Raw genomic sequence first — 19,392 nt, 5'->3', positions numbered from 1 at the left:
CGACCGGAGGATCTCCGCTCCTGCGCCCTGATGCGCGGACTATCCCGCTGTGTGCGCCGACAGCCCGAGATCCTCCGGGCCCGCGACCGCGAGCGGTGCGAGCAGCCCTGCGCTCGGTAGACTGGCCTGTGCTCCCCCACGATTCGGCTCCCTCCGGCGCGCCCGCAGACGCCCCCGAGACGCTCTCCGCCGACGACGTCGCGACGACGCTCCGCGTGCTCGAGACGCTCCACCGCATGGACCGCGACGACCCCCACTACGTCGCCGTGCGCCAGGCGACAGCGAACATGTTCAAGGAGGTCAAGCTCGCGAGCCGCAAGGCGAAGCACGCGCGCATCCAGGCCGCCGACCGCGCCGTCGTCGCGAGGACCGCCACAGGCGCGCCCGACCGCATCGACGACGAGACGCGCGGGATCCCGCTCGAGACGCGCAGCGCATCCCCCACCGCCGGCACCCTCATCCGCTCGCGCGGCTGCTACATCTGCAAGCAGCAGTACACGGTGGTCGACGCGTTCTACCACCAGCTCTGCCCCGTCTGCGCGGCGATGAGCCACGCGAAGCGCGACGCGCGCACCGACCTCACCGGGCGCCGGGCACTGCTCACGGGCGGCCGCGCCAAGATCGGCATGCACATCGCGCTGCGGCTGCTGCGCGACGGCGCGCACACGACGATCACGACGCGGTTCCCGAGGGATGCGGTGCGGAGGTTCTCCGCGATGCCCGACTCGGGCGAGTGGCTGGGCCGGCTCAAGGTCGTCGGCATCGACCTGCGCGACCCCGCGCAGGTCATCGGGCTCGCCGACGAGGTCGCGGCGGCCGGGCCCCTCGACATCCTCATCAACAACGCCGCGCAGACCGTGCGCCGCTCCCCCGGCGCCTACGCGCCGCTCGTCGAGGCGGAGCGCGCGCCGCTACCGGAGCTCGCCCCGAACGGCGGGCCCATGCCCGAGCTCGTGACGTTCGGGCACACGAACGACGCGCATCCGCTCGCCCTCGCCGCCTCGGTCGCGAGCCACCCGATCCTCGCGAGCGCCGCCGCGACCGCCGACGAGCTGACCCGGCAGGCGCTCACCGCCGGCTCGAGCTCGCTCGAGCGGCTCGCGGCCGGCACCGCGATCGACGCGGGCGGGCTGCTGCCCGACGAGCTGCACGTCAACTCGTGGACGCAGCACGTCGACCAGGTCGAGCCGCTCGAGATGCTCGAGGTGCAGCTCGCCAACATGACGGCGCCGTTCCTGCTCGTCTCGCGGCTGCGCGCATCCCTTGCCGGCTCGCCCGCGCGGCGCACGTACATCGTGAACGTCTCGGCGATGGAGGGCGTCTTCGGCCGCGGCTACAAGGGGCCTGGCCACCCGCACACGAACATGGCGAAGGCCGCGCTCAACATGCTCACGCGCACGAGCGCGCGCGAGATGTTCGAGAGCGACCGCATCCTCATGACCGCGGTCGACACCGGCTGGATCACCGACGAGCGCCCCCACTTCACGAAGGTGCGGCTCGCCGAGGAGGGCTTCCACGCGCCCCTCGACCTCGTCGACGGCGCCGCGCGCGTGTACGACCCGATCGTGCGCGGCGAGGCGGGCGAGGACCTCTTCGGGGTGTTCCTCAAGGACTACGCGCCGGGCTCGTGGTGAGGCAGGTCGAGGTGACGCGACTCGTCGTGACGCGGCTCGCGGTGACGCGACACGTCGTGACGCGGCTCACGGTGACGCCGCTCACGGTGACGCGACACGCGGTAACGCAGCTCGCGGTGACGCGACTCGTCGTGCCGCAACCCGTGGTGGCGCGCCGATGACGCCCGCCGAGCTGCGCGCGCTGCCCCTCGGCACGCGCGTCGTCGTGCGCTACCGGCTGCACGGCGGCACGCATGGGGCGACCGATGCGCTCGGCCAGCTCGTGCGCGCCGGCCCGACCGAGTGCACGGTCGCGACCCGTCGCGGCCAGGTCGTGGTCGCCTTCGCCGACATCGTCGCCGCGAAGACGGTGCCGCCGCCGCCCGAGCGGCGCCCGCGCCCGCACGCGTGACGCTCAACCGGTTCAGTGGTCAGACGACGCGATTATCGCGTCGGCGGACCACCTGACCGGTTGAGATCGGTCGCGGCGGCGCTTCGGAGGCACACCGGCCCTCAGGTTCGCCGGGCTACCGTGAGCGGAACGAAGCGTCGAGCGAGGAGGACAGCCATGGCCGAGAACCACGATCCCGAGGCCGTGCCCGCGACGCGCAGCGTGCCGGCCGCGCGCGAGGCGGCGACCGATCGCGGCGCGGCGACCGATCGCGGCGCGGCAGTCGACCGCGTCGTGCCCGCTCACCGCACGGACGCCGACCGGCGCGACGACGCCGCCGACACCGTCCGCACGACCGGGGACGCCGCGGCGGGCCGCGCCGACGCATCCGTCGAGCCCACCCGAATCCGCCTCGACCCCACGCTCGATGAGCACCCGCGGCGCGGCGTCTCGGGCGGCACGTGGATCGCGCTCATCCTCGGCGCGATCATCCTCGTGCTGCTGCTCATCTTCATCCTGCAGAACATCGAGCCTGCCGACTTCGCGTTCTTCGGAGTCGAGTTCAGCCTGCCGCTCGGCGTCGCGATGCTCTTCGCCGCGATCGCCGGCGTGCTCATCACCGCGCTGCTCGGCTCGGTGCGCCTGTTCAAGCTCGGGCGCCGCGTGCGCCGCCTCGAGAAGGAGCGGCAGGCGATCCGCCAGGCCCTCCGCTGAGCTCTCGACCTCGACGGTGGCGAGGCGCGACGCATCCGCCGACGCCGGGGCACCCGCGACCTCGAGGAGGAGCGCTCAGCTGTCGCGGCCGGGCGGGGCTTCGAGCACCGTCGGCGCGTACTCGAGCAGCTGCAGGCCGCCCTCGAACGTGCGGCTCGCGGTGAGCTCGAGCCGCACGTCCGGGTACTCGTCGAAGATGCGGTCGCGGCCGGTCGCGCCGGTGATGACCGGGAAGATCACCACCCGGTACCGGTCGACGAGGCCGGCGCGCAGCAGCGAGCGGCACAGCGCGATGCTCCCGAGCGTGCGGAGCGGCCGCTCCGACCGCTCCTTGAGCTCCGCCACCGCATCCGCTGCATCGCCGGTGACGAGCGTCGTGTTGGGCCACTCGAGCGGCACCGAGAGCGTCGACGAGAAGACGAGCTTCGGCACATGGAGCAGCGCCTCCGTGCCCGGCTCGCCGGCCTGCAGCAGCCCCCACATGAGCCGGTAGGTGTTCGCGCCCATGAGGATCGGGTCGTCGCGCTCGGGCGATTCCTCGAGCCACCGCAGGTACTCGGGGCTCTCCATGCCCCACCACCCGGGCCAGCCCTCGGCGGCGCCATAGCCGTCGAGCGAGATGATGAAGTCGACCGTGAGCGTCTGCATCGCGCCTCCCTTCGCCGCGGGCGGGCGGCGGCGCCGCTCGGGCCCGGTGCCTGCGACGCTAGGCGCGCCGCGTACCCCCGACAAGCCCCCACCCTCGGCTTTCAACCGGGCAGGTGGTCGGCGGACGCGATTATCGCGTCGGCGGACCACCTGACCGGTTGAGATGGCGCCGGGACGGCGGCGGCTAGGCTCGGAACCCCGTCTGCCAGGAGGTCCCGCCGTGCCCGCTGCCCCGATCGCCCACGCCGAGGACCTCGCCGACTTCGTCGACGCATCGCCCTCGAGCTACCACGCGGCGGCCGAGGTCGCCCGGCGGCTCGAGACAGCCGGCTTCGCCCGGCTCGACGAGGCGGATGCGTGGCCCGAGACCCCGGGCAAGCACCTGGTGGTGCGCGACGGCGCGGTCATCGCGTGGGTCGTGCCCGCATCGGCGGCGGCGACGACGCCGGTGCGCGTGTTCGGCGCGCACAGCGACTCGCCCGGCTTCAAGCTCAAGCCGCAGCCGACGACGGGGCGGCTCGGCTGGCTGCAGGCGGGGGTGGAGGTCTACGGCGGACCGCTGCTGAACTCGTGGCTCGACCGCGAGCTGCGCCTCGCCGGCCGGCTCGTGCTCGACGACGGCACCGCGGTGCTCGCCGACTCCGGACCGCTCCTGCGGCTGCCGCAGCTCGCGATCCACCTCGACCGCGAGGCGAACGACGGGCTCGCGCTGCACCGGCAGGCGCACACGCAACCGGTGTGGGGCCTGGGCGCGCCCGAGTCGGCCGACCTGCTCGCCGAGCTCGCCGCATCCGCGACGGTCGACGGCGCACCCGTCGACGCCGGCCGCATCCGCGGCTTCGACCTCGTGACCGCCGATGCCACGCGCGGCGCGGTCTTCGGCCGCGACGACGCGCTCTTCGCCGCCGGGCGGCTCGACGACCTCGCGAGCGTGCACGCAGGCGTCGTCGCGCTCTCCAGGGTCGCCGACGGGTTCGACGGCGACCACATCCCCGTGCTCGCCGTCTTCGACCACGAGGAGATCGGCTCCGCGACCCGCTCGGGCGCCGCGGGCCCGTTCCTCGAGGACGTGCTCGAGCGCATCGGGCTCGCGCTCGGCGCCGACCGGGGCGAGCGGATGCGCGCGCTCGCGTCGTCCTGGTGCGTCTCGAGCGACGTCGGGCACTCGGTGCACCCCAACTACGCCGACAAGCACGACCCGGTCGTGCAGCCGGTGCTCGGCTCCGGACCGATCCTCAAGGTCAACGCCAACCAGCGCTACGCGACCGACGGCGCCGGATCGGCAGCGTGGCACGGCTGGTGCGGTGCGGCCGGCGTGCACAGCCAGGAGTTCGTCTCGAACAACGCGGTGCCGTGCGGCTCGACGATCGGGCCGATCACGGCGACGCGGCTCGGCATCCGCACGGTCGACGTCGGCATCCCGATCCTCTCGATGCACTCGGCGCGCGAGCTCGCCGGTGTGAGCGACCTCTTCGACCTCGCGCGGGTCGCCGAGGCCTTCTTCGCGGGCGCGAGCGCCTAGGCGTAGCCGCGGCCCGAGTCGGCCGACGCTTGCGGCTCTGCGCCGTCTCGGCGACGATCCCCAGGCTCCGTCCGAGGAGCCGGGCTAGGGTCGCCGTAGTCCGACGCGCTGAGCCGGGACGCGCCGAGCAGGCGAGCGAAGCGAGCTGCTGCGCCGCGATCCTGCGCCAGGTGGCGCGGCACGGGCTCGCCACGGACGGGGAGGAAGCCATCATGGATGTCGCGGAGTCGGCCGCCGCAGCGGGCACACGGAGCACGAGCAGCGACGACGATCGCTTCCAGGCGCCGCCGTTCACTGCGCGCGGGCCGGTGAGCGAGCAGCTGCTCGCGGCCCTGCGCCGGCCCACGGCCGACGCCGACGAGACGCTCGCCGGGTTCTCGGCGACGGTCGCCGACGCGCTCGCCCGCACCGCCGACGTCGCGCGCGACGACGACCTGCAGCTCTCCCTGCTGATCCTGCACGGGCTCCACTACGGCGGCGTGGTCGATGCCGACGAGGAGTGGGAGTGGCACCCGGAGACCGTCGCGGCCCGCGTCGCCATCGAGCGCGCGTTCGAGCGGCAGCTGCGCGACCAGGTCCCGGGCGTCGCAGCCCCGCCCGCCGAGGCCGAGGCCGTCGCATCCGCCCTCTTCGAGCTCACGAAGCCGACGCCCGGCCCGAGCGTCGCGCGCTTCATCGCGAAGCAGGCCACCGACGAGCAGGCGCGCGAGTACGTCGTGCTGCGCTCCGTCTACACGCTCAAGGAGGCCGACGCCCAGACGTGGAGCATCCCGCGGCTCTCGGGGCGCGCGAAGGCCGCGCTCGTCGAGATCCAGGCCGACGAGTACGGGGGCGGGCGCCCTGAGCGGATGCACTCGGCGCTCTTCGCCCGGACGATGCGCGAGCTCGGGCTCGACGACGCGTACGGCGCGTACCTCGACGCGGTGCCCGCCCTCACGATCGCCTCGTTCAACCTCATGGGCATGTTCGGGCTGAACCGGCGCCTGCGCGGCGCGAGCGCCGGCCACTACGCGTCGTACGAGATGACCTCGTCGCTCCCCAACCGCATGCTCGGCGACGGATTCCGGCGGCTGGGCTACGGCACGGAGGTCACCGACTACTTCGACGAGCACGTCGAGGCGGATGCGGTGCACGAGCAGATCGCGGGCCGGGATCTCGCGGGCGGGCTGGCCGAGCAGGAGCCGGCGCTCGTGTCCGACATCATGTTCGGCGCCACCGCCGCCATGCTGGTCGACGGGTGGGCGGCGGAGCGCACCCTGGAGGAGTGGACGGCCGGCCGCTCCGCGCTGCGCCGAGAGCGCGGCATCGACCTCGGCACCCGGCGCGACGAGGTGGCGTGATGCACGCCGCGCAGATCGTCGCGTGCACCGACGGGCCGCTGCTCGTCCGCGGTGACTTCGAGCTGGTCTCCTCGAGCGGCGAAGCCGTCGAGCGCACGCGCGGCACCGTGGCGCTGTGCCGGTGCGGGGCCTCCGCCATCAAGCCGTTCTGCGACGGCACCCACAAGCTCGTCGGCTTCCGCACGGAGCCGGCGCCGCCGGATCCCGAGGGCGACGCGGCGTAGCGCTCCGGCAGGCAGCGGTCAGCGGCAGCGCTCGGACGCTGCGATCCGGGCGCGCTCGCAGCCCAGGAACGGCGTCACGCGAGCGAGAGGAAGAGCTTCTCGAGCTCGTCGACGCGGCCGTCGCCGTCCGCGGGCTCGTCGGCGAGGCACTCCTTGAGCGCGCCCGCGACGACGAGGAAGCCGGCGCGGTCGACGGCCTTCGAGACGGCTGAGAGCTGCTGCACGATGTCGCGGCAGTGCGCCTCGTCCTCGACGGCGGCGATGACCGCGGCGAGCTGGCCGTGCGCTCGGCGCAGCCGGTTCACGATCTTGCGCTTCGCCTCCGGGTCGTGAGCGACGGGGATGTCGGTGGTGCTCATCGGTCCTCCTGGGTTGACATCCACGATACCCCCCTGGGTATAGTTTCAATACCCCCAGGGGTATACCGGACCAATCGACGACTGGAGGCGCCATGTGCCGATCGACCACCTGCCGAGTGTGCGGCAAGACCACCTGGGCCGGCTGCGGCCAGCACGTGCAGGAGGTGCGCCGCACCGTGCCCGCATCCCAGTGGTGCAACGGCACGCACTCGCAGAGCGAGATCGACCAGGCGCAGAGCGCCCGCCCCGGATTCCTCGCCCGCCTGTTCGGGCGCTGATCCACGACCACGGAAGAAGGGCACGACATGTGCGCACGCACCACTTGCGACCGCTGCGGCAAGCCGACTTGGGCCGGCTGCGGCCAGCACGTCGAGGAGGCCCTCGCGGGCGTCCCGGCCGCTGACCGCTGCCGCTGCGCCTGACCCGAGCGACGGAGAAGACGACCATGCTGCTCGAGCGCATCTACGACGAGGACCTCGCCCAGGCGAGCTACATCATCGGCTGCCAGGCCACCGGCGACGCGATCGTCGTCGACCCCCGCCGCGACGTCGACGCGTACCTCGACTTCGCGGCCAAGCACGGGCTGCGCATCGCGCACGTCACCGAGACGCACATCCACGCCGACTACCTGTCGGGCACGCGCGAGCTCGCTGCCCGCACCGGCGCGCGCATGCACGTCTCCGACGAGGGCGGCCCCGACTGGACGTACGGCGAGGGCTTCGCCGACGCCGCACTGCTGCACGACGGCGACGAAATCGGCGTCGGCAACGTCACCCTGCGCGCCGTCCACACCCCCGGGCACACCCCCGAGCACCTGTCGTTCCTCGTGACCGACGGCGCGCAGGCGGCCGAGCCCGGCTTCATGCTCACCGGCGACTTCGTCTTCGTGGGCGACGTCGGCCGGCCCGACCTGCTCGACGAGGCGGCGGGCGGCGTCGACACCCGCTTCGAGGGGGCTCGGCAGCTCTTCGCGAGCCTCCGCGACCGCTTCCTCGCCCTGCCTGACTACGTGCAGGTGCTGCCCGCGCACGGCGCCGGCAGCGCGTGCGGCAAGGCGCTCGGCGCGATCGCGATGACCACCGTCGGCTACGAGCGCTCCTTCGCCTGGTGGGCGCCGCACCTCGCCGCCGACGACGAACAGGGCTTCGTCGACGAGCTGCTCTCGGGCCAGCCCGACGCGCACGCGTACTTCGCGCGCATGAAGCGGCAGAACCGCACGGGTCCCGCGCTGGTGGGCGACCTCGCGCCGCTCGTCGAGCGCTCGAGCGACGAGGCGCGCGAGCTCCTCGACGCCGACTCGGCGATCCTCGTCGACACCCGCGACCACCGACGGGTGCACGAGGGCACGGTCGCCGGCGCCCTCAACATCCCGGGCGCCGACAAGGCCGCGAGCTACGGCGCGTGGGTCGTCGACCCCGAGCGCGAGCCGCGCCCCCTCGTGCTGCTCGTCGACGATGCGGACGAGGCAGAGCGGATGCGCGATCACCTCGTGCGGGTCGGCATCGACCGCGTCCACGGATTCACGCGGTCGCTCGCCGGCCTGCCGCTCGTGCAGCCGCGGCTCATGCAGCCCGAGGAGCTCGACGGGCTCGAGGGCGCGCAGCTCGTCGACGTGCGCGGCCGCTCGGAGCACGCCGACGGCCACATCCCCGGCTCCCGGCATCTCAGCGGCGGCCGCGCGCTGTGGCACCTCGACGAGCTGCCCACCGACGGCGCCGTCGTGACCTACTGCCAGAGCGGCGTGCGCAACAGCATCGTCGCGAGCGCGCTGCGGCGCGCGGGCGTCGACGTCATCGAGCTCGACGGCTCCTACGCGGCCTGGCTGCGCTCGACCGATCGCGAGCCGGCGACGACGTGACCGTCGCCTGCCGGCACTGACCGCCCGCACGGTGCCGTTCCACAGCCCCCACAGACCTCCGACCGGAAGGATCCGACCATGACCACTCGCGACATCACCATCGAGACCCTCGAAGAGACCATCGGCGACGAGGGCATCGTGCTGCTCGACTTCTGGGCCGCGTGGTGCGGCCCGTGCCGCATGTTCGCGCCCACGTTCGAGCGCGCATCCGAGGCCAACCCCGACATCGTCTTCGGCAAGGTCGACACCGAGGATCAGCAGCAGCTTGCCGCGGCGTTCCGCATCACCTCGATCCCGACGCTCATGGCGTTCCGCGACGGCATCCGCGTCTTCTCGCAGCCCGGCGCGCTCCCCGCGCAGAGCCTCGACGAGCTCATCACGGCCGTGCGCGGCCTCGACATGGACGACGTGCGGCGCCAGCTCGCGGAGCAGCAGCCGGCGGGCGGCCCGGCCGCGTGACCGGCGCGCGCACGCGCATCCGCTGTGCCCCTGGCACCGCCGAGCGCGTCACGCAGGGCGCGATCGGCGTGCTCCTCGCGGCGTTCGCGCTCGACAGCCTCGCGAACCCGCTGCTCGCGGCGCTCACCGCGGCCGGCGCGGTGCTGCTCGTCGTCGGCGCGATCCGCGGCTGGTGCCCGGGCGGCCTCCTCGCCGCCCGCGCCGCGGCGGCCGACGCGGACGCCACCGACCGCCGGGAGCGGGAGCCGCTCGAGCGCTGAGCCCGCTCGCTGCGCGATCGGCCTGCGCGAGCGCTCGTGGCATATCCTGGATGCGGTGTGCCGGGAAGCCTGGTCGGCGTGCCGCCGGGCGCACGGTCCGGTGGCGTCGAGAGGAGCCCCGTGGAGCCCACCCGCACGCCCACCGGCGCACGCCGCGCGCGCATCGCGCAACTGCTGCGCCTCGAGACCACGAGCGGCGCGCTGCTGCTCGTCGCCGCCGCGGCAGCCCTGATCTGCGCGAACTCGCCCGCGCAGGGCGCGTACGCCGAGCTCATGGAGCTGCGCGTCGGCCCCGCCGCGCTGCACCTCGACCTGAGCATCGCGGCGTGGGCGGCCGACGGGCTGCTCGCGGTGTTCTTCTACGTCGTCGGCGTCGAGCTCAAGCACGAGATCGTCGCCGGGAGCCTCCGCGACCCGCGCCGCGCCGCCGTGCCGGTGCTCGCCGCGATCGGCGGCATGGCCCTGCCTGCGCTCGTCTACACCGGCATCGCGCTCGCCGCCGGCGATCCGGCCGCGCTCACCGGCTGGGCGATCCCCGCAGCGACCGACATCGCGTTCGCGCTCGCGGTGCTCGCGATCTTCGGCCGCGGGCTGCCCGTCGGCCTGCGCACGTTCCTCCTCACGCTGGCCGTGGTCGACGACCTGCTCGCGATCGTCGTGATCGCCGTGTTCTACACCGCGACCGTGCAGCTGTTCGCGCTGCTCGGCGCGGCGGTCGCGATCACCGCGTTCGGGCTGCTCGTGCGCTCGCGCTTCGACTTCTGGTGGCTGCTGCTGCCGATCGCGCTCGTCGCGTGGTGGCTCATGCACGAGTCGGGCGTGCACGCGACGATCGCGGGCGTGCTGCTCGGCGCGACGGTGCCCGCGCGGCGCCTCTACGGCGAGCGCCATCCCCGCACCCACCGGCACGAGGCTGCGGTGCGGCCGTGGTCGACGGCGATCGCCCTGCCGGTGTTCGCGTTCTGCTCGGCGGGCGTCTCGATCGCGAGCGGCGGCGGGATCGCCGAGCTCGCGGCGCAGCCGGTGCTGCGCGGCGTCGCGGCGGGCCTCGTGCTCGGCAAGCTGCTCGGCGTGCTCGGCGTCACCGCGCTCGTGACCCGCTTCACGCCGCTGCGCCTGCCCGACGGCATCGGCATCCGCGACCTGCTGCCGGTCGCGCTGCTGACCGGCATCGGGTTCACCGTGTCGCTGCTCATCGCCGAGCTCTCGTTCGACGACGCCGGCCGCACCGACGCGGCGAAGCTCGCGGTGCTGCTCGGCTCCGGCGTCGCGGCACTGCTGGCCGCCCCGCTGCTGCGCTGGGACGCGCGCCGCGCGCGCAGCACCGACGAGAACGAGGACGGCGTGGCCGACGCGCAGCAGGCGCGCATCGGCGACTGACCCGCGCGTGCGTGCATCTCAACCGGGCAGGTGGTCGGCGGACGCGATAATCGCGTCGCCCGACCACTGAACCGGTTGAGATCCCGCGGGCTCGGCGCTCGCGGCGCTCGCGGCGCTCAGTGGGCGGCCGCGGCCTCCTGCCGCCGCACGGTCTCGGCGATCCACGTGGGCGCGAAGGGCGACGTGCAGTTCGGCGGCGTCCGGTAGTCCTTCAGCACCTCGAGCCGCTCGCCGATCGCGACCGCGCGGGCTCGGTGGACCGGATGCGCGATGCCGATCTGCGCGAGCGTCGTGTTCATCTCCCACTGCAGCCGGTCGGGCGCATCCGCCATCTCAGCCTCGATCGTGTCGAGCAGCGCGTCGAGGTCGAGCCCCTCCGGGCGCTTCACGACCCGGTCGCTCGTGAGCGCCCAGCCGGCGCTCGCGACCACCGCATCCTCGTCGTCGAGCCACGCGAGCCGCAGCGCCTCGGCATCGGGATGCTTCTTGACCACGTAGCTCACGAGCCAGTCGAGCACCTTGGGCGCCCGCGCCTCGCGCAGCATGCGATCGAGCTCGTCGCGCGTGAACGACCTCGGGCGGCACACGAGCAGCGCGAGCAGCCGCGCGGCGGTGTCGCCGGTCGCCCACAGCTCGATCGCGAGCTCGTGCTGCGTCTTCAGTCGCTTCGCGATGGCCCGCAGCTTGCCGAGGTTGACGCCGTGGTCGTCGCCGTGGCGACGGTTGACCTCACGGATGCGCGGGTCGTCGAGCGCGGCGAGCTCGGCCAGCAGGGCGGGCACGGTGTCGGTCATCGGGGCTCCTCTCGCCCTCCATACCATCACGCCCGCGCCACCGTCGGCAGCGGTCGAGGGGCGTCCGATGCTCCGCGCCGGTGCCGGGCGGCCTAGCGGTTGCGCTCGGACTGGTGCTCAGCGCTCGGGCCGCCGACCTCCTCGGGCAGCTCGTCGATCGGCACGATCACGATGTCCTGGATCTTCCAGTCGAGCGCGATGCAGCCGTCGCGCGCCTCCATGAGCTGCTCGAGCGTCGGCGACATGCCCCGCCGCGGGACGACGAACGCCTCCACGTGGAAGACGTGACCCTGGTCGCGCACGCGCGCCCCCGCATCCGCCACCCATGGCAGTCCGCTGAGGTAGTCGTCGACCTTCGCGGCGTCGGGGTGCGGCTTGCCCTCGTCGAAGGTGGTCGCGCGCGTGTCCATGAGGTCGGTGATCGCGGCCTTCATGTTCTTGATGCCGTCCCAGAGGATGCTCGCGGCGATGAAGGAGGCTGCGGCCGCGTCCATCCACCACAGGCCCAGGCCGATGCCGGCGACGCCGACGATCGACCCGGCCGCGGTCATCCAGTCGGCCTTGTTCATGTCGGCGTCGGCGTAGAGCACCTTGTCGTGCAGCTCTTCGGCGAGGCGCATCTTCACGCGCCCGAAGTAGATGGGCAGCGGGATGGTCAGCGCCATCACGCCCATCATGAGCCAGCCGAGCCACAGCTGCTGGCCGAAGAGCACGACGGTGCCGATCGGCGGGTGCTCGGCCTTCACGAGGCCGGAGATCGAGTCGTAGAGCAGGAAGGCGCCCATCGTAAAGAGGGCGACGCCCGCGACGAGGTGCGCGACACCGACGGAGCGGTGGTAGCCGAACGGGTACTTCGGGTTCGGCTGCTTGTTGGCCAGGCGCACCGCGAGCAGGAAGGCGAAGGGCGGGGCGAGCGAGAGCATGTCCTCGATCCACGCGGCCTTCATCGCCTGCGAGCTGCCGGTGACGAGGCCCACGGCGGTGATGGCGACCGCGAGGAACGCGATCGTCGCCCACTCGATGCGGATCGCGCGCTTGAGCGCCTGCTGCTGCCGCTCGGGCAGCTCGGTGCGGCCGAACCGGTCGGTGCGCGCCTTCATCGCCCCACCTCCTCGTGCAGGAACGTCTCGAGCTCGACGAGGAACGCGTTCTCGCCCATCGGCACGAGCATGACGTGCTGCTCCTTCGCGCCGCCGGCCGTCTCCACCTCGGTGTAGGTGCGCGTGACCCCGACGTGCTGCACCCAGGGCGTGTCGTGCTGGAAGCCGCCGATCACGAGGTCGAGCTGGTCGCCCTCGAGCGCCTGGACGAGCGCCGCCTCGCTGCCGGTCGTCCACTCGATCTCTGCGTCGAGCCGCTCGGCGAACCGAGTCACGAGCTCGGCCTCGGTGCCGGCGGGCTCCCCCTGGCTGTCGAGATCGACCCATGGCTCGCGCTCGGTGACCCCGACCCGCAGCACGCCGCCCTCGACCCGGTCGAGCGTCCCCTCGGGGTCCGCCGGGATCTGCATGCCGCAGCCGGTCAGCGCCAGAGCGGCGACTCCGGCGGCCATCATCCTCACGAGCGTCTTCACGAGGCCGACCGTAGCCCGGCCGTCGTAAAGATCGCTCACAGCGCCGTCGGGGCCCGCCGAGCGCGCGGCGGGCGTCAGCGCGGGCCCAGCGGATCGGTCGCTCGGCGGCGTGGTGGACGCGCCCGGGCGGCCCGGTCGGCGTCGCCCATGACCGCGAGCACCCGCACGTCAGCACCGGCCGGGAAGTATCGGCGGCGCCGCCGCTCGAGCCCCAGCACGTACCACCACGGCGGCACACGGGCCCCCTTCGCGCGGTTGTGGGCGCGGCAGAGCGCCTGCCCGTTGCTCACGACGGTCGGCCCGCCGCGCGACCACGGCACGACGTGGTCGACCTCGACCGCGGGGGCGCCGCAGCGGCCCCACGCCAGCAGCAGGCTGGCCTCGCACTGCCGTCCGGCGCGCTCGAGCACCGTCTCCCGCGCCGCGAACTTGAAGCCGCGCCACGGGTCGCGACGCGTCGAGTTGGGCCCGCGCCCCAGCATCGGGAAGCCCAGCACGATCGCGAGCAGCACGAGCGGCACGAGCCACGGCAGGTGCGGCGCGATGCCAGACAGCATCCCCTGCAGGAGCACACCGGCGAGATCCATGCCGGCATCATCGCCCACGTCACCGACATCAGTCGGAGGCGCGGCCACCGTGCGAGCCCAGCGTCAGCCGCGATCACTCGTGGTGCCACGAGCTCCAGAGCGCCGCGTACTGACCGCCCGCCGCGACGAGCTCGTCGTGGCTGCCGAGCTCGACGATGCGGCCGGCCTGCACGACCGCGACGCGGTCGGCGTCGTGCGCGGTGTGCAGGCGGTGCGCGATCGCGACGACCGTGCGCCCCGCGAGCACCCGCTCGAGCGACGACTCGAGGTCGCGCGCGGCGCCGGGGTCGAGCAGCGACGTCGCCTCGTCGAGCACGAGCGTGTGCGGGTCGAGCAGCACGAGGCGGGCGAGCGCGACCTGCTGCGCCTGGGCGGGGGTGAGCACGACGCCGCCGGAGCCGACCCGCGTCTCGAGGCCGTCGGGCATGTGCCGAACCCAGCCGAGCGCATCCACGACCTCGAGCGCCGACTCGAGCTCCGACGCATCCGCCCCCGGCTTCGCGAGCCGGAGGTTGTCGGCGATCGTGCCGACGAAGACGTGGTGCTCCTGCGTGACGAGCGCGACGTGCCGGTGGAGCACGTCGAGCGGGAGGTCGGTGATCGGCACGCCGCCGACCGTCATCCATCCGTCGGTCGGGGCGTTGATGCCCGCCATGAGCCGGCCGAGCGTCGACTTGCCGGAGCCCGACGGCCCGACGATCGCGAGCCGCTCCCCCGGCGCGAGGCTCAGGTCGATGCCGTGCAGCACCTCGGGGCCGTCGCCGTAGCGGAAGCGCACGCCGCGCGCCTCGAGCCGCTCGTCCGCGGGCGTCGCGTCGGGCACCGGCTCGCGGTCGGGCGGCACGTCGGCGACGCCGATGATGCGCGCGAGGGCGGTGCCGCCGATCTGCAGCTCGTCCATCCAGCCGAGCAGCTCGTTCACCGGCCCGATGAGCTGCGTGCCGTACAGCGCGACCGCTGTCACCTCGCCGACGCTCGCCGCGCCGGTCCAGACGAGGTAGGCGCCCCAGCCGACCCCCGCCACGATCGGCACGAGGAACGACAGCTCGATCGTCGGCAGCCACACGGTGCGCAGGCCCAGCGTGTACCGCTCGGTGTCGCGCCGCTCGAGCACGGCGGCGTCGATCTTCGCCTGCTGCGCGGGCGCGAGGCTGAGCGCCTCGATCGTGCGCGCCCCCTCGACCGTCTCGGAGACGACCCCGCTCAGCAGCGCGTGCGCCGCCAGCTGCCGCTGGTAGCCGCGCCCGGAGCGCCGCAGGTACCAGCGGGTCACGAGCGCGATCGAGGGCACCCCGACGAGGAGACCGAGCGCGACGAGCGGGTTCGTGAGGAACGCCGCGACGAGGGTCAGCAGGGCGGTCGCAGCGGCGACGAGGATGCGCGGGACGCCGAATCGGACCGTCTGCGCGAGGCTCGAGATGTCGTTGGTGGTGCGCGCGAGCAGGTCGCCGGTGCCTGCCCGCTCGACCACCGAGAGCGGCAGCCGGCCGACCGTGTGCATGAACTGCTCGCGGAGCGCCGCGAAGACCGTCTCCCCGAGCACCATCGCGCGCAGCTGCGCGAAGCGGCTCACGAGCCCCTGCACCGCGTAGGCCGCGACGAGCACGAGCGCGACGATCGTGATGCCGAGCAGCGTCGCGGTGCCGGCGGTCATCGCGTCGATCGTCCGGCCGATGAGCCACGGCCCCGCGAGTCCGGCCGCCGACGCGATGCTGTGCAGCACGAGCACGCCCGCGAGCCGTCCCCGGTGCTCGCGGATGAGCGACCGCGCGGTCGCGCGCACCGTCTTCGCGTCAGCGATCGGCAGGAGCATCCGCGCCCCCTTCCGGGCCGTCGGCGTCGCTCCCCGGCCGAGCCGACGCATCCGCACCCGCCCGGTCGTCGGGCCGGCTCCTGACGATCCGGATCGCTCCCGTCTGCTCGGCCTCGAGCCACAGCGTGTCGATCGCGCCGGTCGCGGCGGCCTCGAGGTCCTGGCCCTCCACCGGCTCGGCGGGGTTCGTGCTGCGCGCGACGATCGAGCGGTAGAGGTGCCCGAGCTCGTCCTCGGCGCGCATCAGCTCGGCGTGCGTGCCGCTGCCGACGAGCTCGCCGCCCCGCAGCACCCGGATCACGTCCATCCGGTCGAGGATGAGGGGGCTCGCGGACACCACGACCGTCGTGCGCCCGGCGCGCGCATCGCGCAGGCTCGCGGCGATCCGCGCCTCGGTGTGCGCGTCGAGCGCGCTCGTCGGCTCGATGAGCACGAGCACCTCCGCGTCGGTGAGGAGCGCCCGCGCGAGGCTCAGCCGCTGCCGCTGCCCGCCCGAGAAGGAGCGGCCGCGCTCCGCGATCTCCTCGCGCAGGCCGGCGGGCAGCGCCTCGACGGTCTCAGCCGCGGCGGCCTGCTCGACGGCCCGGCTCACCGCGCGCAGCTGCGCCGTCTCGGTGCTCGTGAACTCCGGGTCGCGGGCCTTCTTCACGTCGAGCCCCTCGACGAGCGGCCCCTGGAAGAGGTGCGGATGCGCGTCGCTCACCACGATGCGTCGGCGCAGCTCGGCGACGGGCACGGTGGTGTGCGGCACCCCGCCCCACAGCACGGGCGCCTCCTCGTGCTCGGCGTCGGCGAAGCGACCGAGCCGGGTCGCGACGGCTGCCGCGGCGTCCGGATCGGCGTCGACGAGCCCGGTGAACCGGTGCGGCTCGATGACGACGCCCGAGGCGACGTCGACGAGCTCTGCTCCTGCCTCCGGCGCCGGCCGAGGCTCGGGGACGTCCTGCGCGGCGGGGCGGATGCGCAGCACGTCGACGATCCGCCGCGTGGCGACGAGCCCCCGGGCGAAGATCTGGGTCGCCTCGACCGCGGTGCGCAGCGGGATCACGAGGAAGGTGGCGTAGCCGTAGAAGGCGACGAGCTCGCCGACGCTGATCGCGCCCTCGAGCACGAGCCGCGCGCCGAACCAGACGATGAACGCGAGGAACACGCCGGGCAGGAACACCTGCAGCCCGTCGAGCCACGACTGCAGCTGCGCGACGTGCGTGCCGGCGCGCCGCACCGCTTGCGAGCGGTGGGCGTAGCGCGCGATGAACTCCTCCTCGCCGCCGATGCCGCGCAGCACGCGCAGGCCCGCGACGGTGTCGGCGCCGAGCGTCGTGAGCAGCCCCGTCTCCTCGCGCCACGCCGCCTGCCGCGCGTGCAGCGGTCGGATGAGCAGCGTCAGCAGCGCGCCGAGCACGGGCACCCCGATGAGCACGACGAGGCCGAGCTCGACCGAGGTGGCGAGCATGATCCCCGAGACGACGAGGTAGGCGACGATGCCGCCGACGAGCCGCGCCGTGACGTCGAACATCGAGCCGAGGCTCAGCGCATCCGTCAGCACGGTCGCGACGATCTCGCCGGACGCGGTCGTCGCGGTGATCGCCGACCCGGTCTCGGCCGAGTGGTGGCCGATGAGCCGGCCGGCGCGCAGCGCGCTCCGCACGAAGTTCTTGACCGCCATGCGGTGGCGCAGCATCCCGGCGATCGCCTGCACGACCGCGACGGCGAGCAGCGCCCCGCACCAGATCCAGATGTCGGCGGATGCGGTGGCCACGCCGTCGTCGATCGCGCGGCCGAGCAGGTACGGCCACACCGCTTGGCACAGCATCCAGATGACGCCGAAGACGATCCCGCCGACGAGGAACTGCTTCTGCCGGCTCGCCTGCCACAGGAGGAACCGCGGCACCGATTCGAGCCGCGGCGGCGGCTCGGAGCCGAACGGCAGGGCGGTCGAGGAACGTGCTGGCCTCGCTGCGGAGGGGGACACGCGCGCGATGCTACGCCGTCGCTTCGAGCGTGGGAAGCGATCCGACGCGGCGCCTCGCGACCGGGACGCGGAGGGCCCGCACCGAGCATCCGGTGCGGGCCCTCGCTGCGTCGAGCGCGACTAGGCGGTTCGGTCGGCCGCGGCCTCGGCGGCCTCCGCGGCGCGCGACCGCTGCAGCTTGCGCCGCACGACCGGCCAGAAGACCGCGAGCGCGCCGGCGGCGATGAAGCTCGTGAGCACCTGCGCGCGGCCCGACTCGGTGCCGAGCATGATGACGACGATGCCGATCGCGGCGGCGATGAGCACGATGTTCAGCACCGGGAACAGCCACACCTTGAGCTTGAGCGCCGCCTGCTCCTCGGGCGTCATCTTCACGCGCAGGCGCCACTGCGTGACGGCGATGAAGACGAAGACGAACAGCGCGACGAGGCCGGTGGAGTTCATGATGAACTCGTAGATGCCCGAGCTCGGCGCGATGAAGTTCACGAGCGTCGCGACGAGGCCGCCCGCGGTCGAGGCGAGCACCGCGAAGGTCGGCACGCCGCGCTTCGAGCGCTTCGACATGATCGCGGGGGCGAGCTTCTGCTCCGACAGGGCCGCGAACATCCGCGACGCCGAGTACGTGCCGGAGTTCAGCACCGAGATGACCGCGGTGAAGATGACGAGCGTCATGATCTCCTCGGCGAACGGGATGCCGAGCAGGCCGAACACGTACGCGAACGGCGGGATGACGTCGGGCGTGGGCAGCTGGTTCCACGGCACGACCATGACGATCACGAGCACGGCGCCGACGTAGAAGAGCATGACGCGCCAGATGACGGTGTTCGCGGCTTGCTTGACGCCCTTGGCCGGGTCCTCCGACTCGGCGGCGGCCATGACGGCGATCTCGGCGCCGAAGTAGGCGAAGAGCACGAGCGCGATCGACGAGATGACGACGCCGAAGCCGTTGGGCATGAAGCCGCCGTGCTCCCAGAGGTTCGAGACCGACATGGTCGACTCGGGCCACAGCCCGAGCGCGAAGAGCAGGCCGGCGGCGAGGAACACGACGATCGCGACGACCTTGATGCTCGCGAGCCAGAACTCGGTCTCGCCGAACGCGCGCAGCGAGATGAGGTTCGTGGTGACGAAGATCGCGAGCAGGATGAGCGAGCCGGCCCAGTCGGGCAGCGCCGGGAACCAGGCGTTCAGCATGCCGCCGCCGACGACCGCCTCGTAGGCGATGACGCCGACCCAGAAGTACCAGTAGAGCCAGCCGACGATGTAGGCGGCCCAGTCGCCGAGGCCGACGCGGGCGTACTCCATGAAGGAGCCGACCGCCGGGCGCACCGCGGCCATCTCGCCGAGCATGCGCATGGCGAGGAAGACGATGAGCCCGCCGCCGAGGTACGACAGGATCGCGGCCGGGCCCGCGGCGAGGATCACGTTCGCCGAGCCGACGAAGAGGCTCGCGCCGATGATGCCGCCGAGGGCGATCATCGTCACGTGCCGCGAGCGCAGCTTCTTGCCGACGGCCGCGTCGGCGGGGGTGTGCGCTGAGACCGCCCGGTCGTCGCGCGAGGCGGTCTCAGCCTCCGAGATGTCGTCGCGTGCCACGTCGGACGCTCCTTCGCATTGGGGACGCCGCAGTCGAGCGGCATTATCAGATACTACATATCTGACTTCGCCACGCCGAGCATGGCCTCGAAGCGATCGGCACCCGGCACTACTCGGCGAACACGCGCTGGATCCGCTGCATCCCCTCGAGGAGCGGCTCGTCGCCCAGGGCGTAGGAGAAGCGCAGGTAGCCGGACGGCCCGAATGCCTCGCCGGGCACGGCCGCGACCTCCGCCTGCTCGAGCATGAGGTCGGCGAGCTCGAGCGAGGTGTCGGCGCGCACGCCGCCCCA

20 protein-coding genes and 1 pseudogene are annotated in these 19,392 nt (G+C 73.4%); 11 read left to right on the top strand and 10 right to left on the bottom strand.

Going from position 1 to position 19,392, the window contains the following annotated elements; all coding sequences use genetic code 11:
* Positions 1 to 128: 128 nt before the first annotated feature.
* The 3 genes from NWP09_RS02475 to NWP09_RS02465 all read left to right on the top strand — a co-directional run bounded on the left by NWP09_RS02475 (position 129) and on the right by NWP09_RS02465 (position 2,718).
* On the top strand, positions 129 to 1,634 hold the full coding sequence (locus NWP09_RS02475; protein WP_258273960.1) for an SDR family NAD(P)-dependent oxidoreductase: 1,506 nt from the start codon (positions 129 to 131) through the stop codon (positions 1,632 to 1,634).
* A 157-nt stretch (positions 1,635 to 1,791) separates the two neighbouring features.
* Positions 1,792 to 2,025, top strand: a complete 234-nt coding sequence (locus tag NWP09_RS02470; RefSeq protein WP_258273959.1) for a hypothetical protein — start codon at positions 1,792 to 1,794, stop codon at positions 2,023 to 2,025.
* 156 nt (positions 2,026 to 2,181) lie between these two features.
* On the top strand, positions 2,182 to 2,718 hold the full coding sequence (locus NWP09_RS02465) for a lipopolysaccharide assembly LapA domain-containing protein (protein WP_258273958.1): 537 nt from the start codon (positions 2,182 to 2,184) through the stop codon (positions 2,716 to 2,718).
* Between the two features lie 75 nt (positions 2,719 to 2,793).
* Here the strand turns inward: NWP09_RS02465 and NWP09_RS02460 are convergent, their stop codons facing one another.
* Positions 2,794 to 3,366 (bottom strand): dihydrofolate reductase family protein, encoded by a 573-nt coding sequence (locus tag NWP09_RS02460; protein WP_258273957.1) that lies wholly within the window; start codon positions 3,364 to 3,366, stop codon positions 2,794 to 2,796.
* Positions 3,367 to 3,586: 220 nt separating this feature from the next.
* Here NWP09_RS02460 and NWP09_RS02455 point away from each other — a divergent pair, with 220 nt between their 5' ends.
* From NWP09_RS02455 to NWP09_RS02445, 3 genes are all read left to right on the top strand, one after another.
* Complete coding sequence (locus NWP09_RS02455) at positions 3,587 to 4,888, top strand: M18 family aminopeptidase (protein ID WP_258273956.1); 1,302 nt, start codon at positions 3,587 to 3,589, stop codon at positions 4,886 to 4,888.
* 308 nt (positions 4,889 to 5,196) lie between these two features.
* Positions 5,197 to 6,228: an iron-containing redox enzyme family protein gene (locus NWP09_RS02450; RefSeq protein ID WP_258273976.1), complete on the top strand. Its 1,032-nt coding sequence runs from the start codon at positions 5,197 to 5,199 to the stop codon at positions 6,226 to 6,228.
* A complete protein-coding gene (locus NWP09_RS02445) occupies positions 6,228 to 6,452 on the top strand; it encodes a CDGSH iron-sulfur domain-containing protein (protein WP_258273975.1) in 225 nt (74 codons plus the stop codon). The genes NWP09_RS02450 and NWP09_RS02445 overlap by 1 nt, the downstream gene beginning before the upstream one ends.
* 74 nt (positions 6,453 to 6,526) lie before the next feature.
* On the opposite strand, the gene NWP09_RS02440 is transcribed toward NWP09_RS02445, so the two are convergent.
* A complete protein-coding gene (locus NWP09_RS02440) occupies positions 6,527 to 6,811 on the bottom strand; it encodes a metal-sensitive transcriptional regulator (RefSeq protein ID WP_258273955.1) in 285 nt (94 codons plus the stop codon).
* Positions 6,812 to 6,903: 92 nt separating this feature from the next.
* On the opposite strand from NWP09_RS02440, the gene NWP09_RS02435 reads away from it, so the two are divergent.
* The 5 genes from NWP09_RS02435 to nhaA all read left to right on the top strand — a co-directional run bounded on the left by NWP09_RS02435 (position 6,904) and on the right by nhaA (position 10,768).
* Entirely contained in the window at positions 6,904 to 7,089 is a 186-nt protein-coding gene (locus NWP09_RS02435) for a hypothetical protein (RefSeq protein WP_258273954.1), read from the top strand.
* 167 nt (positions 7,090 to 7,256) lie between these two features.
* The gene (locus NWP09_RS02430; protein WP_258273953.1) at positions 7,257 to 8,669 is read left to right on the top strand and encodes an MBL fold metallo-hydrolase; all 1,413 of its coding nucleotides are present in this window, start codon (positions 7,257 to 7,259) and stop codon (positions 8,667 to 8,669) included.
* 78 nt (positions 8,670 to 8,747) lie between these two features.
* Positions 8,748 to 9,128: a thioredoxin gene (gene trxA / locus NWP09_RS02425; RefSeq protein WP_258273952.1), complete on the top strand. Its 381-nt coding sequence runs from the start codon at positions 8,748 to 8,750 to the stop codon at positions 9,126 to 9,128.
* A complete protein-coding gene (locus NWP09_RS02420; RefSeq protein ID WP_258273951.1) occupies positions 9,125 to 9,388 on the top strand; it encodes a hypothetical protein in 264 nt (87 codons plus the stop codon). Before trxA ends, NWP09_RS02420 begins: the two co-directional genes overlap by 4 nt.
* A 120-nt stretch (positions 9,389 to 9,508) precedes the next feature.
* Positions 9,509 to 10,768 carry a Na+/H+ antiporter NhaA gene (nhaA, locus tag NWP09_RS02415; RefSeq protein ID WP_258273950.1) on the top strand — a complete coding sequence of 420 codons (1,260 nt, stop codon included), beginning with the start codon at positions 9,509 to 9,511 and terminating at the stop codon, positions 10,766 to 10,768.
* A 116-nt stretch (positions 10,769 to 10,884) separates the two neighbouring features.
* Here the strand turns inward: nhaA and NWP09_RS02410 are convergent, their stop codons facing one another.
* From NWP09_RS02410 to NWP09_RS02375, 8 genes and pseudogenes are all read right to left on the bottom strand, one after another.
* A complete protein-coding gene (locus tag NWP09_RS02410; RefSeq protein WP_258273949.1) occupies positions 10,885 to 11,562 on the bottom strand; it encodes a DNA alkylation repair protein in 678 nt (225 codons plus the stop codon).
* A gap of 92 nt (positions 11,563 to 11,654) precedes the next feature.
* Positions 11,655 to 12,662, bottom strand: a complete 1,008-nt coding sequence (locus tag NWP09_RS02405; protein WP_258273948.1) for a cation diffusion facilitator family transporter — start codon at positions 12,660 to 12,662, stop codon at positions 11,655 to 11,657.
* Positions 12,659 to 13,135 (bottom strand): transporter substrate-binding domain-containing protein, encoded by a 477-nt coding sequence (locus NWP09_RS02400; RefSeq protein WP_258273947.1) that lies wholly within the window; start codon positions 13,133 to 13,135, stop codon positions 12,659 to 12,661. The genes NWP09_RS02405 and NWP09_RS02400 overlap by 4 nt, the downstream gene beginning before the upstream one ends.
* Positions 13,136 to 13,209: 74 nt before the next feature.
* Positions 13,210 to 13,722: an HNH endonuclease gene (locus NWP09_RS02395; RefSeq protein ID WP_258273946.1), complete on the bottom strand. Its 513-nt coding sequence runs from the start codon at positions 13,720 to 13,722 to the stop codon at positions 13,210 to 13,212.
* 73 nt (positions 13,723 to 13,795) lie between these two features.
* Positions 13,796 to 15,535 (bottom strand): ABC transporter ATP-binding protein, encoded by a 1,740-nt coding sequence (locus NWP09_RS02390; RefSeq protein WP_258273945.1) that lies wholly within the window; start codon positions 15,533 to 15,535, stop codon positions 13,796 to 13,798.
* Positions 15,516 to 17,507 carry an ABC transporter ATP-binding protein gene (locus tag NWP09_RS02385; RefSeq protein WP_258273944.1) on the bottom strand — a complete coding sequence of 664 codons (1,992 nt, stop codon included), beginning with the start codon at positions 17,505 to 17,507 and terminating at the stop codon, positions 15,516 to 15,518. The genes NWP09_RS02390 and NWP09_RS02385 overlap by 20 nt, the downstream gene beginning before the upstream one ends.
* A gap of 120 nt (positions 17,508 to 17,627) precedes the next feature.
* Positions 17,628 to 19,100 (bottom strand): amino acid permease, encoded by a 1,473-nt coding sequence (locus NWP09_RS02380; RefSeq protein WP_258273943.1) that lies wholly within the window; start codon positions 19,098 to 19,100, stop codon positions 17,628 to 17,630.
* Positions 19,101 to 19,209: 109 nt separating this feature from the next.
* Positions 19,210 to 19,392: pseudogene (locus tag NWP09_RS02375) on the bottom strand (aspartate aminotransferase); the annotation flags it as partial.

It is taken from the genome of Agrococcus sp. HG114 (assembly GCF_024723325.1).
In the GTDB taxonomy this organism is placed as follows: Bacteria; Actinomycetota; Actinomycetes; order Actinomycetales; family Microbacteriaceae; genus Agrococcus.
The sequence above is the reverse complement of the archived record's forward strand: the minus strand, read 5'-3'. Positions and strand labels throughout refer to the sequence as shown.